Raw genomic sequence first — 14792 nt, forward strand, 5'->3', positions numbered from 1 at the left:
CGAGTTGGCGGGATGGTTTTCTGGGACCATTTGACCGGTCCTTCGCCATAATTGCGCAGTATTGCGCCCGACAGAAGGAGCCGTATGTCAGCTTCCAATGAACCTTCGACCGCCGACAAAATGTTGAGCTTGGCATTCTCGCTCAATACCGCCCCCGGCGCCTACGCTGTCATCCTCGGCGCCGGCGTGTCCGTCGCCAGTGGCGTGCCATCGGCTTGGCGAGTGCTCCATGACCTCATCGAGCAGATCGGCGCGGCAAAGGAAGTCGACATGACCGGGTTCGATGACAATGCGCGTCTGGCTTGGTTCCGGGCGGAGTTCGGCGAGGAGCCTACCTACGAGCATCTTCTGGAGCACCTGGCACCTACGCAAATGGCACGACAGGAACTCTTGAAGGGATACTTCGAGCCCACAGTCGAGGAACGAGAAGCCAACACGAAAGGGCCGACAGCAGCCCACCGTGCCATCGCCCGCATGGTTGCCGACGGTGCGATACGCGTCATCCTGACACTTAACTTCGACAACCTCATGGAAACGGCGCTCCGGGAGCAGGGAATCACGCCGACCATTGTCCATGGCCAAAGCGAGATCAGTGGGATCCCGCCGCTGCACACAGTAGGGGCCCTTCTGGTCCACCTTCACGGTGACTACACCTACCCCGGTGAAATGCGGAACACCGTCACCGAACTCAGCGAATACACTCCCGAGACCGAGACCTTCCTGGATCGAATCTTCGAGGACTTCGGGCTCCTCATAGTTGGTTGGTCTGCCCAGTACGATCCGGTTTTGGTACGAGCAATGCGCCGCACTTTTCGCCGGATCTATGTCCCCTTTTGGATCGAACCGGGAACCCTCGCCGGCGAAGCCGCCGACCTGGCCGGACATTTGGGATCGACGATTGTGAAGGCGACGGCAGACGATGCCCTGGGAGCCCTCCACGACAGCTATCTGGCACTCCGGGATCGAGCCAACTCTCGCCATCCACTTACGGTGGCTACGGCGGTGGCATCTGCCAAGAGAGAGCTGGCTGGCCGTTACACGGCAATCGGGCTGCACGACACGATCAAACGCGAAGCAGACACCCTGCGCAACCACGCCGATCTTGTTCAGAGCTACACAGGTACTGCCGGACCGGGGGGGCATAAGGGGATGGTGGAGCGTCTTGAGGACGCCTGCCGTGTGCTGGAGGGCCTTGTCGCCGCGACGGCCTACTGGGGTGACGAAGGAACCGATCAGTGGTGGTTGGGTGAGATCGCGGCCTTCGGTAAGGGCCCCTCTGCAGGTGGAACAACGGACGTGCTTGAGCTTCACAATCTGGTGGTGGGCCGGCTGTTTTATGCCGCGGGCATCGGAGCGACAGCCTCCGGCAGATACGAGATCCTGCGGAATTTGTTTGAAATGCACATCCAAACGACGGGTGGCCGCGGCGAACCAGCCACTGTCTTGCTTGACCCTATGTGGCTGTACCCGGGATTTGCTGCGGCCAGCCGGCGCATGTTTGGCCAGCTGCGCACGCTCTTCGTGGAACACCTCGTGGTGGGATCCTCCACGTTCGAATCCAGCTGGGAACGCTTTGAAGTCATGAGGACCATCCATGCCATTCCTCGCATCCCAGTCGCAGACCGGTCCTTGGCCAGTCTTCGCCTGGCCCGCAAGAACAAAGAGTCAGCAGCGGCAAAGTACCGCGAGGCTGAAGCCCAAAGCGACGCCGACGTCCACGACGATGCCAGCGCGTCTTTGAGACAATCAAGGCAGGAGCTCGGCAGAAGGCAGGGTGCCTTCGCCGATCATGTTCCGCTACGTACGCCTCATGTTCGTGTCTGGCATGACGAGCACACGCAACGATTCCGCGCTTGTGCGGCGGTGGAACTATCAAACGAACTTACGACAGCCGGCAACGACCATCCAATCCATGTAAGCAAGTTGCTACCCTACGAGTCCAACGATCTTATTGAAGTCTTAGACGCCCTTAGTGTGGCAGCCCACCGGATAGCGTATGCCGCGCATCAAGGCGGATCACTAGTTAGCCGTTCCCGGGATGTTTGGTTAGACGAAGCCTGACACGAGCCCTGCTGCGGCAGGACATGTCTGCCGGTTCCGAGGGGCTTCCGTGCGTTCAGCCCACCAACTTTCGCCGATAACCGCACTTCTGGAATCGAGAAGGACCCTTGAAGATTTGGTGCCTGAGCACAACGGCGGGTGGTGCCCTTCATGAAGAAGGGCACCACCCGCCGTTTTACTCAACGCTTCTAGATGCTGGTCGTTAGCCTTTTAGAGTCGAACAATTTTTTTGTTCATGAATTCTTCCATGCCGAGGGGACCCAGCTCGCGGCCTACACCTGAGCGTTTGATACCCCCGAACGGCAGATCGGCTTGGGAGCCGCCCGCAGCGTTGATGTAGACCATTCCTGCCTCGATACGCTCACCTACGCGGCGGGCACGCTCAAGATCGTCGCTGAACACGCCCGACCCCAGGCCGTAGACCGTGTCGTTGGCCAGTTCGATGGCTTCTTCCTCGCTGGTGGCACGATAGATGACTACTGCAGGGCCGAAAAGTTCCCCATAGTAGGCGTCCATATCCTTGGTGACACCTGTCAGTACCGCGGGCGCCACGAACGCACCTGGTCCCTGAATGTGTGTGCCTCCGGTGTGGAGTGTCGCACCCTTGGCAACTGCATCGGCGATCTGTTCTACCAGCTCGTCAGCGGCTGCCTGCGAGGAGAGCGGAGCCAATGTGGTGCTGGGGTCCGCCGGGTCACCGGGTTCGAAGGCGGACATGCGCTCGGTCATCTTGGCCACGAATTCGTCGTACATCCCGTCCATGACGATCATCCGCTTCGGTGCGTTGCAGGCCTGGCCGTTGTTTCCCATGCGGGCGTCGACGGCGATCCCGACGGTCTTGTCCAGATCCGAGCTATCGAGCAGCACCAGCGGATCCGACCCACCGAGTTCCAAGACTACCTTCTTGAGGTTTCGTCCCGCCTCCATGGCAACGGCCGAGCCTGCCCGCTCGCTGCCGGTCAGCGAAACGCCTTGGACCCGGGGATCTGCAAGCATCGAGGCAATTTGTTCGGCCGAAGCATAGACATTGATGTAGGCGTCTGCAGGAATGCCGGCATCGTGCAGGACCGACTCGATCGCCGCCGCCGATTCCGGGCAGTTGCGGGCATGCTTGAGGATGATGGTATTGCCAAGCACCAAGTTCGGCGCCGCAAAGCGGGCTACCTGGTAGTAGGGGTAGTTCCACGGCATGATGCCGATCAAGGCACCGATTGGACGCTTCTGGACCACGGCGTTTCCGCCCTGGATGGCCAGCGCCTCATCGGCGACCAGCGTGGGGCCGTTCTCTGCGTAGTAGGTGAAGATTTCCTGGACGATCTGCAATTCGCCCCGGCTCTCATCGATCCGCTTGCCCATTTCGCGTGTAATGATCGCGGAGAGCTCCTCGGCGCGCTCACCGAAGATCTCTGCAGCGCGCTTGACCAGGCGGGCGCGCTCGGTGATGGGAGTCTCGCGCCACGAGAGGTAGGCCTCGTGGGCGCGGCCGACCGCATTGGCGATCTCGGCGTCGGTGGCCATGGGGTACTCGGCGAGGAGCTCACCGGTGGCAGGGTTGGTAACTTGGTACATGGTAAATAACCTTCCTTTGGATGTTTTAGAGCAGGCCGCGGGCGCTCAGGTTGCGGGCAAAAGCCCAAATCCCCTGGGTCCATGGTTCGGCCTCTTCGGCGTGCTTGACGGTATTGCGCAGCATGCCCAGTTTGGGGTTGGAAATCGAAACCACATCGCCGACTTCGTGGGTGAAACCAGCACCCGGCGCGTGCCGGTCCTGTGTCGGTGAGAACAGCGTTCCGGTGAAAAGCACGAAACCGTCCGGGTACTGGTGGTGCTTGCCATGGGCGTGGGAAATGAGTTCTTCGGGATCGCGGCTGATCTTTTTCATCGAGCTCGTGCCGTCCATGTCGAACCCGTCGGGGCCGGTAACCTGGAGCGCGATGTCCAGTTCGCGTACGTCGTCCATGGAGAAGGAATCATCGAACAACCGGATGAACGGGCCAATGGCACAGGAACGGTTGTTGTCCTTCGCTTCGGTCAGCAACAACGCGCTGCGGCCTTCAAAATCGCGCAGGTTAACGTCGTTGCCGAGCGTCGCACCGACTGCCCGACCATCCGAGCGAACCGCAAGGACGACCTCGGGTTCAGGATTGTTCCAAGTGGAACGAGATAGTACACCGATGTCGGTGGCGGTGCCCACGGAGGACAAGACTTGGGACTTGCTGAAGATTTCGGGGTCCGGGCCGATTCCAACTTCAAGATACTGGGACCAGAGTCCTTCGGACTGCAGGATCTCTTTGACCTGCGCGGCCTCCGGTGAGCCCGGCTTGACCGAAGAAATCGCGCCACCAATGGCAGCGGAGAGACGCTCGCGGATGGCCAGGGCCTTGGAGGAATCCCCCTGGGCGCGTTCCTCGATGACGCGCTCCAGCATGCTTTCCACAAAGGTAACGCCTGCTGCCTTGATCGCCTGGAGATCGATCGGGGAAATCAGGTGGGCCTGGGTGGAATCGCTCGCGGCCGAAGCATTGACGAGGTCCTGGAGATTCCAGCGCCGCCCACTGAGATCCTGTTTGACGGCGTCCAAGACATCATCGCGTTCCAACAGGGTCGAAACCGTGGGTTCCACCGCGGAGATGTCCACGGCCTGGTCCCCAACGACGACCACGACGCAGGGGCCGCCGACAGCCGGATCAAAGACGCGGCCGACCAGCAATGCCTTTTCCGCATCCAGCGGCAGCAGATCGGATACCAAGAGTTCCATTTTTTCCTCGTTCATTAGAGTGACACCGGCTTCTGGGCGGAGGACGCATTGATCGCGCCCGGTTCTCCACCGTCGTACCAGGCAAAGAACTCCCAGAGTTCCCCGCAGGGGCCCGCAAGGTAGAGACAGCGCGCGTTCCAGGGATAGTCTGCCGGTGCGTCGTAGAAGTCAACGGAGCGGGCCACCAGGTCATCGTGCATGCGGTCGATGTCTTCGGGAGAATCAAGCTTGACGGCCAGCATGACGTTGTGGCCCTGTGGTTCTTCACGCTGGGACACCACGCCTGTGGTCTTCTGGATGTGTTCGGCATCCCAGAGGGCCAGGATGACACCTGGCCCGGCGAAGTCCGCAAAGCCCGGCATCCGGTGCTTAAGGGTGTAGCCAAGCTTCTCCGTGTAGAACTCGATCGAACGGTCTAGATCACGGGTGATGAGGCAAATGTCGGTGATGGTTGGTTTTTGCATTAGTTCGATTCCTTTGCGGCTATGGGGTCTTCCACGATCCAGTTGTTTTCATGCGGGAAGAGCCAGCGTTGTGGCATGAGAGCCGGGGCCGGGAGCTTGCGGACGGCACCGTTGTAATCGATGACCACCTTGGCGTCCAGACAATACGTGCCCATGAGTTCGCGGCAAACGCCGCACGGGTTGGTGACAATGGCCCGTCCGTCGTCGTCCAGGCACAGTGCCACCATGGTGTCGATCTGGTGGTCTCCAGCCATTTCCGCGTTGGCGATGGCGGATGACTCGGCGCATACGTTCACGCGTCGGGAACCAAGGTGCAGGCCCAGGTAGATCTCGCCCGAAACTGTTCTTACCCCGGCAGCGACAACATGTTTGACCGGGTCGTGGCGGGCCAACAGCAATTCCTTAACCTGGTCGAAAAGCTCGACGTCGCTGGGGTTCAGTTCTTCTATGTGCATGTCTAGGACTCCATCGTCGGGGTGGCGATTCTGACTCCGCCGTCCTTGGACGTACGGGCCAGAACAACCAGGCCCACGAAGGCGATCAGGTACGGGAGCATCTGTGCGATTTGCGGCGGTATGACCGAATCGTTGACCTGAATGGCGACGGCGGATGCCAGGCCGAAGACAACGCTCATGAGGGTCAGCAGCAAGACGCGTCCGCGGCAGAAGATTACGGCGGCCAGCGCAACGAAGCCCAGGCCGTTGGTCATTCCCTCGGTGAACAGGGTCAACTGGCCAATGCTCAGCTGGGCGCCGGCCAGCGCGCACAAGGAAAAGCACCAAACCTGCGCCAGGATCCTCATGCGCTGCACGTTTCCACCAGCCGCGGCCAATGCCGCGGGGTGTTCGCCGGCTGCCTTGAGGTGGCGCACCAGTACGGTGTGTTTGACCGCGAATAGGGCCCCGGCCACGATCGCCCAGCTCAGGTAGGTGAGCACCGTGTGTCCCGACAGCAGCGGTCCCAGTACCGGGATCCCGTCGATGAGCGGAATCCGGTAGGTGGGGAGAGACGGAATGCCCGGGGCGCTGAGGGTGCCCTTGACGCCAAACAATGATCGCAGCAGGTAGACAGTCGCGGCTCCGGCAAAGATGTTCAGCACGATCCCGGCGATGAACACGTTGACTTTCAGCCGGGTAATCAGCCAGCCGAAAACCACGCCGCTGAGCGCTCCGGCGACAATGGTCAGGGTGACGGCCGCAAATCCGGAGCCGAAGGTCAAACCGAAAACCACGCCGCCGAAGGCGCCGAAGAGCATGGCGCCTTCCAGCCCGACGTTGAGGTCCTTGGTCCATTGCGTGGGCAGGCATGCCAAGGCGGCCAGAAGGATCGGCGTTGTCAGCCGCATCCCGGATCCTAGAAAGGAATCAAGCAGTTCCATTGGTTACTTACCTTCCGAACGAATGAGGATTTTTTTCAGCTCGGCTACGCGGGAGAACAGTCCTGCTCGTGCAGTTGCAGCAATGATGATGCCGGAGATGAGGATGAGGGACAGTTCCGAGGGGACGGTAGAGACCTGCTCGATACCCCGTGCTGCAGAACGCATGACGCTGTATACCAGAACCCAGACGACGGCGGAGAGCGGCCTGGCCCTAGCAATCATGGCCAAAAGCACGGCGTCCCAGCCGATGCCGGTGCCAATCTCTGTCCAGAAACGGCCCTGGGATGCGGTCACCAGAAGGGCGCCGGCGATTCCGCACAACGCCCCGCTCACTGTCATGGAACCAATGCGTGAACGGCGGACGTTGATGCCCACGGCGGCGGCGAAAGCCGAGCTTTCCCCGGTCATCCGCCAACGGTAGCCCGTGACGGAGCGTTCGCTGAGCCACCACGTGGCGGCGCACAGAACGATGACCACGAACAGCGCGGAGGTCAGTTGCGTCTGCGGGATGAGCTCGCTGAACATCGCGGTTTCATGCACGGCCTTGGTGGTTCCGCTTTGTCGTGCGGGGTCCCGCAGCGGGGCGGTGGCCAAGTAGGCGCAGAAGAGCATGATGATGTAGTTAGACAGCAGGGTGGAGAGCACTTCATCGACGTTCCACACGGCACGCAGCCAACCCAGGCCTGCGGCTACTGCCCCGCCGGTGAGCGCGGAGACGGCCAAGCACAGGAACAGGTGCAGCCCGGTGAACATGGGGCCGATGTACGCGCCGGTCAGCGCCGCGGCCATGGCTCCGGCATAGATCTGGCCCTCGGCGCCGATGTTGAACATTCCGGAGCGATATGCCAGCGCAACGCCCATGGTGGCCACGAACAATGGCAGCCCCCACGCGAGGGTTCTGGCGATGCTGGGGGCATCCCCAATGGCATAGTCAAGGCCGGCGAGGATGGTCGGTAACGGCTGGTAGCCCTGGGCTTGGATCAACGTGACGGCCAGCACCAGGCCCACGGCCAGCGTGAAGACCCCCGGACCTATTCGTTTTGCCAGCGAACGGGCGAACGATGCGGTTGAATGTACTTCGCTGTGCTTGGACTGTGGAACAGTCTTCAGCGGTGTATTCATGCTCATTTACCCACCTTCATTGTCTGTGCGCCCACCATGTACATGCCCAGTTCTTCCCGACTGGTCGCATCGGTCTGTTGCTCGGCGACGATTGACCCGCCGTACATCACCAACACGCGATCGGAAAGCCGCAAGATTTCGTCCATGTCGGCGGAGATGAGGACCACCGCGCAACCGGCCGCGGTGGCCTCGGCCACCTGGTTGTAAAGGAATTCGATGGCGCCGAGATCCACGCCGCGGGTTGGCTGGGCGAGGATGATGCAATCCGGCTTGTCTTCGAGCTCGCGGGCCATGACGATTTTTTGCTGGTTGCCACCGGAGAGCGTGCTGCATTTGGCCCCGGGTCCCGAGGTCTTGATGCTGTACTTTTTGATCATGTGGGTGGACCAATGGCGCACGGTGCGGGGGAACGCCAACCCCAGGCCTACCGGGGAGGAATCCCGCCGGATGAGGCCGGCGCTGATGCCTTCCAGCACCGTTCCGTTCAGTGGGATCCCTTCCAGGTGCCGGTCTTCGGCGACGTAGGAAAGACCCTTGGAGCGTCGTTCGGCGACGTTGAGGCCTCCGAGCTCGACATCCCGGAGACGGATGAAGCCCGCATCCAGGGGCTGGATGCCGATCAGCGTCTCTGCGAGGGTGCTCTGGCCGTTGCCTTCAACACCCGCGATGCCCAAGACTTCACCCGGACGGACGCTGAAGGAGATCGATTTCAAGGCCGCATCCGCACCGTGTTTCCCGGTTTCCAGGCCTTTGACTTCCAGCACCGTCCCGTCCGTGGGCTCGGTGCGTTCCACCCGGCCCAGATTCACATCGGTGCGCCCCGTCATGGCAGCGACAACGCTGGCCGCATCGGTCTGCGCAGCGTTGAAGGTTTGGATGGTCTGGCCGTTGCGCAACACGGTGATCCTGTCGGCCACCGCAAACACCTCGCGGAGCTTGTGGGAAATGAAGATGACGGAGGAGCCGTCGTTCGCCAGCGTCTTGAGCAGGACGAAGAGTTCCTCCGTTTCCTGCGGGGTGAGGACCGCGGTGGGCTCGTCCAGGATTATGATCTTCGCACCCCGGTAGAGAACCTTGATGATCTCAAGTTTCTGCTGGGTGGCCACGTTCAGCGTCCCCGTGACCGTCTCCGGATCAAGACTGATTCCAAGACGTTTCATGGGTTCGACCAGGGAATCGTTGGCTGCTGCATGATCGAAGAACCCGTTGCGCCGGGGCTCCGCTCCAAGGGTGACGTTTTCGGCCACAGTGAACCCCGGTACGAGCATGAAGTGCTGGTGCACCATGCCGATCCCGTGGTTGATGGCATCCATGGGTTTCTTGAATCCGACGGGCCTCCCGTCCATGACGATGGTGCCGCCATCGGGTTGGTACATCCCGTACAGGATGCGCATCAAAGTGGTCTTGCCCGCACCGTTCTCGCCCACCAGAGCGTGGATTTCCCCCGCTTTGAGATCGAAATCAACGTCCTTGTTGGCCACCACCGGCCCGAAGATCTTGGTGATGCCCCGCAGCTCCAGAACGGGCTGGGTATCTTGTACTCCGCTACTTGGCATCGAGGTTCACCACACCACTGACCAGATCCGCTTGAAGCGCTTCGAGCTGCTGGACGCTGTCTGCGGCGACCAGCTTGTTGTCGTAGAGCATTTCCCAGCCGCCTTCGGCGAAGCCGTAGCTGCGCTGTTCGCCGTGCGTCAGTTTGCCGTCGGTGAAGTCCTGAGTCATGGAGGTGATGACCTTGTCCACTCGCATGATCAGGCTGCCGGGGACTTTGCCCGGGGCGAGGGCGCTCTTGTCTGCCACAATGCCGATGGGGGCAATATCACTGCCGGATTTGGCGGCGTCGAATGCACCCGCGCCGGACAGGCCGGCGTAGGCGAAGACGCTGCGTGCCCCGCGGGTCTCGAGTCCCAGGGCAACTTCCCGACCCTTGCTCGGATCGGTGAAGGATCCGACATACTGCGCGAGCACCTTCATATCCGGTGCGATGTTGGCCGCCCCGGCGGTAAAACCGTCCTCGCAGTTCTTCACAACCGGGGCATTGACGCCGCCGATGAATCCGGTCGACGATGCAGAGGCTTCTTCGCCGACCACTGCTGCAAGCGCCCCGGCCATGAAACAGCCCTCGGCCGTGCGGAACTCGGCGGATAGCGCCTCTGGGCTGTCTACCTTGCCATCGACGAAGACGAAGGTGGTGTCCGTGTTGCGCTCTGCAACACCGCTCATCGCATCGATGGCTTCGAAGCCAAGGACAAAGACCAGGTCGTTCGCATCGGCGGCATCCTGCAACAGCGGCGCAAAGTTCTGTGCCTGAAGCTGGCCCTCGTAGGTCTTCACCGTCGCACCGAAATCGGACTCGAGCGTTTCAACGGCAACGCCGGCCTGGTCGAAGAAGTCCCCATCTCCGAAGGCGTTGTCTACGAAAATGCCCACCTTCAGGCCTGACTCGTCTGCCGCCGTGGAGGTCGGAGCCTGCCCTCCACATGCGCTGAGCGTGAGGGTGAGTCCAAGACCCAGGGTCAAGACCGAGAAGACCGATTTCTTGGAGAAGGGAGCGATGGTGGGAATCGATGCCATGCTGTGCGCCGCCTTAAGTATGTGTGCGAGTTGCGAGTTTTTCCGAGCCGGTTGGCTGCGGGATATGGAACCACAAAAAACTGCTGGCAGATGAATTCCAGCCGGGCTTGTGATGTCCGTCATGGTCTAACATATAATCATCATATGATCTGAACAAGAGATCAATGCAATATTTCTTCGACCAACCAACGAACGCGGTCCCTAGGGTCCGCCGGATGGGATACCAGCCAATGAGTCAGCGAGTAGTGGTAACGGACCACGCATTCCGTGATGTGGAATTTGAAAAGGCAGTCTCGGCCAAGTACGGCGCGGAGTTCGAATGCTTCTCCTGTGTCGAAAAAGATGAAACTATCCAGGCCATCCAGGATGCGGATGTCGCTTTCGTGAATTTCGCACCCATGACTCGCGAAGTCCTGGCCCGGTTCAAACCCGGCGCGACCATAATTCGCTACGGAATCGGATACGACAATGTGGACATCGACGCCGCACGGGAATTGGGCGTGGCGGTAGCCAACGTTCCCGACTATGGAGTGGAGACCGTTGCGGATCACGCCGCCTCCAGCCTGTTGTCCCTCCTGCGGCGACTGCCGGTGTATGACGCCCTGATCAAGACCAACGGTTGGGCCAAGCCCGCCGAGGTCGGGCGGCTTCGGGGATTCAGGTCCGCCACCATTGGACTGGTGGGACTGGGGCGCATCGCCCAAGCCGTACATCGCCGACTCGAACCCTTTGGCTTCCGCTTTGTCGCCTTCGACCCATACTGCAGCCCCGAGGTCTTCACCCGGCTAAACGTCACTTCCGTCAGCCTCGAAGAGCTCGCCGAACAAGCCCACGCCGTGTCGCTGCACGCACCCAGCACTCCGGAAAACCATCATCTGGTCGGACGCGAATTCCTGGCCAGGATGCAGCCCGGAAGCGTCGTGGTGAACACCGCGCGGGGGCCCTTGGTTGATTTGGGTGCCTTGGCCGAAGCGGTACGCAACGGACGCGTGGCCGGTGCTGCCCTGGACGTCACCGATCCGGAACCGCTGCCGGCAGACTCGCCGCTACGCGGGTTCCCGCAGGTCGTGCTGACGCCGCATGCCGCCTTCTACGACGATGATTCATTGGCAAACCTGCAGCGTTTGGCCAGCGAAGAAGCCGGGCGCGCTCTCAGTGGCCAACCGCTACGCTGCCAGATCGCCTAGGAACTAGGACACTTGAATCATGCGCAATGAAAACCAGACAACCATGGGGTTGCTTTCAACGCCCCGTCCGAAACGCAACAGGCTCTCGGAGCAAGTCGCCGATCAGATCACCGCCGACCTTATTGGCCGGGGCCTGAAACCGGATGACCGACTGGAAACGGAACCGGTACTCGCTGAGCACTACGGTGTCAGCCGGTCCGTGATCCGCGAAGCCGGCCGGATTCTGGACGAACGCGGGTTGGTGGATATCCGTCCGGGACGCGGCATGGTTGTTGCACACTTCGATGGGTCCGGTATTTCTCGACAGTACGCGCTCATGCTCGAGCTTACCGGCGGAACCTTCCGCCAGCTCATGGAGATGCGTCTGGTGATGGAAGTCGGAATGACCGAGCTGGCCGCACTGAACCATACGGATGAGGACAAAGCGCGGATCAGGGAAGCCCTCGCAGGCTACAACACCGCCGGCACTGACCAGCAAATGGCGTTGGAATGGGACCTCGCGTTCCACCGAGCCATTGCGTTGGCATCCGCCAACCCATTCTTTGTTCATAGTGTCGAGCCAATCAACGAATACCTGCGCAAGACCTACAAGACCAGTTTGGGTTATGTTGCCGAGCAACACGCGACCATGAACGAACACACGGCCATCGCCGAGGCAATCTTTGCCCGCGATGGTAGCAAGGCGGCGGCAATGGCCCGCGCCCACCTGGAGCGCGTCCTCGCCGCCAGCGAACACCTCACGACAACCAAGAAAGACAACCCATGAACACGGCAAGTAAAGAACAGCAGGCAAACGACACGCTAGCTTGCCTGCCCAGCAGCTTCAGCCTGGCAGGAAAGCACATCCTCGTCACCGGAGCCGGCCGCGGTCTGGGACAGGGAATGGCCTTGTCGGTGGCGGCCTGCGGCGGACGCGTCACTGCGATCTCCCGTTCGGCCGACGAACTGGCCCAGACGGCAGAACTGGCAGCGGAACATGGCGGGAAATGCGCCATTTTGCCCGCAGACCTGTCGGACGTGGCCGGGATTGACGAGCTGGTCCGTGCTGCGGCAGAGAACGGGCCGATCGACGGAGTGATCCATGCAGCAGGCGTGCAGTTGCGCAAGGATGCCGTGGATATAACCCCGGAGGACTGGAACTTTGTCCAGACAATGAACCTGCAGGCACCGTTCTTCCTGAGCGCTGCCATTGCCCGGCTGCAGAAGCAGGAAAAGCGTGGGGGCTCGCACGTCTTCATCGGCTCCCTCAACAGCAGCATCGGGTTGCCGCGTATCGCACCGTATGTCGCAACGAAGACGGGGATCGTCGGCGTCGCCCGCTCGCTGTCGGCCGAATGGGCCGCGGACGGCATCCGGGCCAATGTCATCGGGCCGGGCTACTTCCGGACAAAGCTCACCGAAGACCTGCTGGCACAACCTGAGCAACACGCGCGGATCATGGGCAGGATTCCCATGCGTCGCTTGGGCGACCCGTCCGATCTGGGCGGCATGGCGGTCTTCCTGCTCTCCGACGCTTCGAGCTATATCACCGGGCAGCTGATGAATGTCGACGGCGGCTGGCTGGGAGCCTGAAAACCGCTCGGCAGCCAGTCGGCACACGAACATTACAAGAACCACAAGAGGAGAACCATGACGTTGGTCGCTAGTTCAATCATTGCGGGACAGCCCGTTACCGGCAACGCAGGACAGGTGCGGGGCATCAACCCGGCCACCGGGGAAAGCCTGGACCCCACATTTACCTTCGTTGACGAGGCCGCCGTGGACCAAGCAGCGGAAGCCGCCTGGCAGGCCTTTGACATTTACCGCAGCACTTCGCCCGAGCAGCGCGCTGCATTCCTTGAACTCATCGCCCAGTACATTGAAGCCGACAAGGATCGCATTGTGGAACGGGCCGGACTGGAAACCGGGTTACCTCAAGGGCGCCTGACCGGAGAACTGGGGCGAACCACCGGACAGCTGCGGGCCTTCGCCGCAGAACTGCGCATCGGTGCGCACCAAGAAATCCGCATTAACACCGCCCAACCAGACCGGTTACCAGCACCCTCACCAGACCTGCGCCAGCGACAAATCCCGCTGGGCCCGGTCGCCGTCTTCGGGGCAAGTAACTTCCCCTTGGCATTCTCTACTGCGGGCGGCGACACCGCCTCCGCATTGGCTGCGGGATGTCCCGTCGTCGTCAAGGCCCACAATGCCCACCCCGGCACCGCGGCGCTGGTTGGCCAGGCCGTCACCCTGGCCGCAACCGAAGCGGGAATGCCCGCCGGGGTCTTCTCGCAGCTCTTCGGGGCCGGTTCCAGCGTGGGGCAACGACTGGTGGCCCACCACCGAATCAAGGCCGTTGGCTTCACCGGATCGCGCGGAGCGGGAATTGCTCTCATGAAGACCGCTGCAGCACGTCCGGAACCGATTCCCGTCTATGCTGAAATGTCCAGCATCAACCCCGTAGTGATCTTTCCCGGCGCTCTCTCAACCGGTGCTCAGGACCTCGCGGCCGGTTTCGTTTCGTCGCTGACCATGGGATCGGGCCAATTCTGCACCAATCCCGGACTGATCTTCGTTCCCGCCAAGGATTCGGGCTTTGTCGACGCGGCAGGCAGCACACTGGCTTCCACCGACGGGCAGACCATGCTGACCACCGGCATCTGTGGTTCATACTTCGAAGGGGTCGTCCGGCTAGCCGAAACCCCGGGGATCACGGCCGTTTCCGCAGGAAAGGAACTGCCGGGCCGGAACGCACCGGCACCGGCGTTGTTCCTCACCGACACCGATACCTTCCGGAGCGTTCCGGATCTGCAGGAGGAAATCTTCGGATCCGCAGCGCTGGTAGTGCAGTACCGGGACGAACCAGACCTGGTCTTTGCGCTGGAGACTCTGCAGGGCCAACTGACTGCAACGGTGCACGCAGTCGAGGAAGATTCCTCGGAAGTCCAAGCCATCATGCCAGTTCTGGAACGCAAGGTCGGAAGGATCCTCTTCAACGGCTGGCCCACCGGGGTGGAGGTCAACGACTCGATGGTGCACGGCGGTCCGTTCCCTGCAACCTCCGATTCCCGAACTACGTCAGTGGGATCACTGGCCATATATCGTTTTCAGCGACCGGTGAGCTACCAGAACATCCCATCGAACCTGTTGCCGGAAGCGCTACAGGATGCCAATCCCTGGGGACTGCCACGACGCGTTGACGGTTCGCTGCAGAGCTAAACCAATTTCTCGCGCATGTTGGTGAACCGTATGAATTGATAAAA

13 protein-coding genes are annotated in these 14792 nt (G+C 61.2%); 5 read left to right on the forward strand and 8 right to left on the reverse strand.

What is annotated here, in order from left to right:
• Nucleotides 1-129 precede the first annotated feature (129 nt).
• Nucleotides 130-2061: an SIR2 family protein gene (locus tag KRR55_RS13055; protein ID WP_217389532.1), complete on the forward strand. Its 1932-nt coding sequence runs from the start codon at nt 130-132 to the stop codon at nt 2059-2061.
• Nucleotides 2062-2271: 210 nt separating this feature from the next.
• On the opposite strand, the gene KRR55_RS13060 is transcribed toward KRR55_RS13055, so the two are convergent.
• The 8 genes from KRR55_RS13060 to KRR55_RS13095 all read right to left on the reverse strand — a co-directional run bounded on the left by KRR55_RS13060 (nt 2272) and on the right by KRR55_RS13095 (nt 10483).
• Nucleotides 2272-3630, reverse strand: coding sequence for an NAD-dependent succinate-semialdehyde dehydrogenase (locus KRR55_RS13060; protein WP_217389533.1), 1359 nt, complete (start codon nt 3628-3630; stop codon nt 2272-2274).
• 25 nt (nt 3631-3655) lie between these two features.
• Nucleotides 3656-4771, reverse strand: coding sequence for a fumarylacetoacetate hydrolase family protein (locus tag KRR55_RS13065; protein ID WP_254456188.1), 1116 nt, complete (start codon nt 4769-4771; stop codon nt 3656-3658).
• A 62-nt stretch (nt 4772-4833) separates the two neighbouring features.
• Nucleotides 4834-5283 carry a VOC family protein gene (locus tag KRR55_RS13070; protein WP_217389534.1) on the reverse strand — a complete coding sequence of 150 codons (450 nt, stop codon included), beginning with the start codon at nt 5281-5283 and terminating at the stop codon, nt 4834-4836.
• Nucleotides 5283-5738: a cytidine/deoxycytidylate deaminase family protein gene (locus KRR55_RS13075; protein WP_217389535.1), complete on the reverse strand. Its 456-nt coding sequence runs from the start codon at nt 5736-5738 to the stop codon at nt 5283-5285. Before KRR55_RS13075 ends, KRR55_RS13070 begins: the two co-directional genes overlap by 1 nt.
• Before the next feature lie 2 nt (nt 5739-5740).
• Nucleotides 5741-6628 carry an ABC transporter permease gene (locus tag KRR55_RS13080; protein WP_217389536.1) on the reverse strand — a complete coding sequence of 296 codons (888 nt, stop codon included), beginning with the start codon at nt 6626-6628 and terminating at the stop codon, nt 5741-5743.
• Nucleotides 6629-6664: 36 nt separating this feature from the next.
• Nucleotides 6665-7789 carry an ABC transporter permease gene (locus KRR55_RS13085; protein ID WP_217389537.1) on the reverse strand — a complete coding sequence of 375 codons (1125 nt, stop codon included), beginning with the start codon at nt 7787-7789 and terminating at the stop codon, nt 6665-6667.
• The gene (locus KRR55_RS13090; protein WP_217389538.1) at nt 7786-9339 is read right to left on the reverse strand and encodes an ABC transporter ATP-binding protein; all 1554 of its coding nucleotides are present in this window, start codon (nt 9337-9339) and stop codon (nt 7786-7788) included. Before KRR55_RS13090 ends, KRR55_RS13085 begins: the two co-directional genes overlap by 4 nt.
• On the reverse strand, nt 9329-10483 hold the full coding sequence (locus tag KRR55_RS13095; protein WP_217389539.1) for a BMP family lipoprotein: 1155 nt from the start codon (nt 10481-10483) through the stop codon (nt 9329-9331). The genes KRR55_RS13090 and KRR55_RS13095 overlap by 11 nt, the downstream gene beginning before the upstream one ends.
• A gap of 41 nt (nt 10484-10524) precedes the next feature.
• Here KRR55_RS13095 and KRR55_RS13100 point away from each other — a divergent pair, with 41 nt between their 5' ends.
• From KRR55_RS13100 to KRR55_RS13115, 4 genes are read left to right on the forward strand one after another with little or no spacing between them, the layout of a single operon-like run.
• Entirely contained in the window at nt 10525-11547 is a 1023-nt protein-coding gene (locus KRR55_RS13100) for a C-terminal binding protein (RefSeq protein ID WP_217389540.1), read from the forward strand.
• Between the two features lie 19 nt (nt 11548-11566).
• The gene (locus tag KRR55_RS13105; RefSeq protein ID WP_217389541.1) at nt 11567-12313 is read left to right on the forward strand and encodes a FadR/GntR family transcriptional regulator; all 747 of its coding nucleotides are present in this window, start codon (nt 11567-11569) and stop codon (nt 12311-12313) included.
• Nucleotides 12310-13119, forward strand: a complete 810-nt coding sequence (locus tag KRR55_RS13110; protein ID WP_217389542.1) for an SDR family NAD(P)-dependent oxidoreductase — start codon at nt 12310-12312, stop codon at nt 13117-13119. The genes KRR55_RS13105 and KRR55_RS13110 overlap by 4 nt, the downstream gene beginning before the upstream one ends.
• A 57-nt stretch (nt 13120-13176) precedes the next feature.
• On the forward strand, nt 13177-14748 hold the full coding sequence (locus tag KRR55_RS13115; protein WP_217389543.1) for an aldehyde dehydrogenase (NADP(+)): 1572 nt from the start codon (nt 13177-13179) through the stop codon (nt 14746-14748).
• Nucleotides 14749-14792: the final 44 nt, after the last annotated feature.

The sequence above is a fragment of the Paeniglutamicibacter quisquiliarum genome (assembly GCF_019084045.1).
Lineage (GTDB): Bacteria > Actinomycetota > Actinomycetes > Actinomycetales > Micrococcaceae > Paeniglutamicibacter > Paeniglutamicibacter quisquiliarum.

Coding starts and splice junctions, on each gene's coding strand:
- KRR55_RS13060 (WP_217389533.1), bottom strand. CDS start 3,630: ATGTACCAAGTTACCAACCCTGCCACCGGTGAGCTCCTCGCCGAGTAC.
- KRR55_RS13070 (WP_217389534.1), bottom strand. CDS start 5,283: ATGCAAAAACCAACCATCACCGACATTTGCCTCATCACCCGTGATCTA.
- KRR55_RS13075 (WP_217389535.1), bottom strand. CDS start 5,738: ATGCACATAGAAGAACTGAACCCCAGCGACGTCGAGCTTTTCGACCAG.
- KRR55_RS13080 (WP_217389536.1), bottom strand. CDS start 6,628: ATGCGGCTGACAACGCCGATCCTTCTGGCCGCCTTGGCATGCCTGCCC.
- KRR55_RS13085 (WP_217389537.1), bottom strand. CDS start 7,789: ATGAGCATGAATACACCGCTGAAGACTGTTCCACAGTCCAAGCACAGC.
- KRR55_RS13090 (WP_217389538.1), bottom strand. CDS start 9,339: ATGCCAAGTAGCGGAGTACAAGATACCCAGCCCGTTCTGGAGCTGCGG.
- KRR55_RS13095 (WP_217389539.1), bottom strand. CDS start 10,483: ATGACGGACATCACAAGCCCGGCTGGAATTCATCTGCCAGCAGTTTTT.
- KRR55_RS13100 (WP_217389540.1), top strand. CDS start 10,525: ATGCAATATTTCTTCGACCAACCAACGAACGCGGTCCCTAGGGTCCGC.
- KRR55_RS13105 (WP_217389541.1), top strand. CDS start 11,567: ATGCGCAATGAAAACCAGACAACCATGGGGTTGCTTTCAACGCCCCGT.
- KRR55_RS13110 (WP_217389542.1), top strand. CDS start 12,310: ATGAACACGGCAAGTAAAGAACAGCAGGCAAACGACACGCTAGCTTGC.
- KRR55_RS13115 (WP_217389543.1), top strand. CDS start 13,177: ATGACGTTGGTCGCTAGTTCAATCATTGCGGGACAGCCCGTTACCGGC.